The organism is Bradyrhizobium sp. Ken64 (assembly GCF_055807555.1).
The window spans coordinates 1-236 of the sequence record NZ_JBVVPA010000142.1 but is presented as its reverse complement, the minus strand read 5'-3'; the positions used below and the strand labels follow the sequence as shown (position 1 = coordinate 236).

At 62.7% G+C, this 236-nt stretch carries 1 protein-coding gene; it reads left to right on the top strand.

Features of this window, described 5'->3' with window-relative positions; genetic code table 11:
• The coding region (locus AC0L2F_RS35975; RefSeq protein WP_473251554.1) for an outer membrane protein at positions 1-236 on the top strand (236 nt) is incomplete at both ends.

Sequence of the window (236 nt, the reverse complement as noted above, 5' to 3'; positions counted from 1 at the left end):
GGCACCTTCACCAACAACGGCGGTGGTCGCGACGGCTACACCGTGGGCGGTGGTCTCGAATACATGTTCGCCCAGAACTGGTCGGGCAAGGTCGAATACCAGTACTACGACTTCGGCACGCGGAACGCTCTCTTCACCAGCGCCGCTGGTGTTGTTACCGCCGTCGGCTTCCGCAATGACGAGCACACCATCAAGGCCGGCCTGAACTACCGGTTCAATTGGGGCGCCGCGTCGGC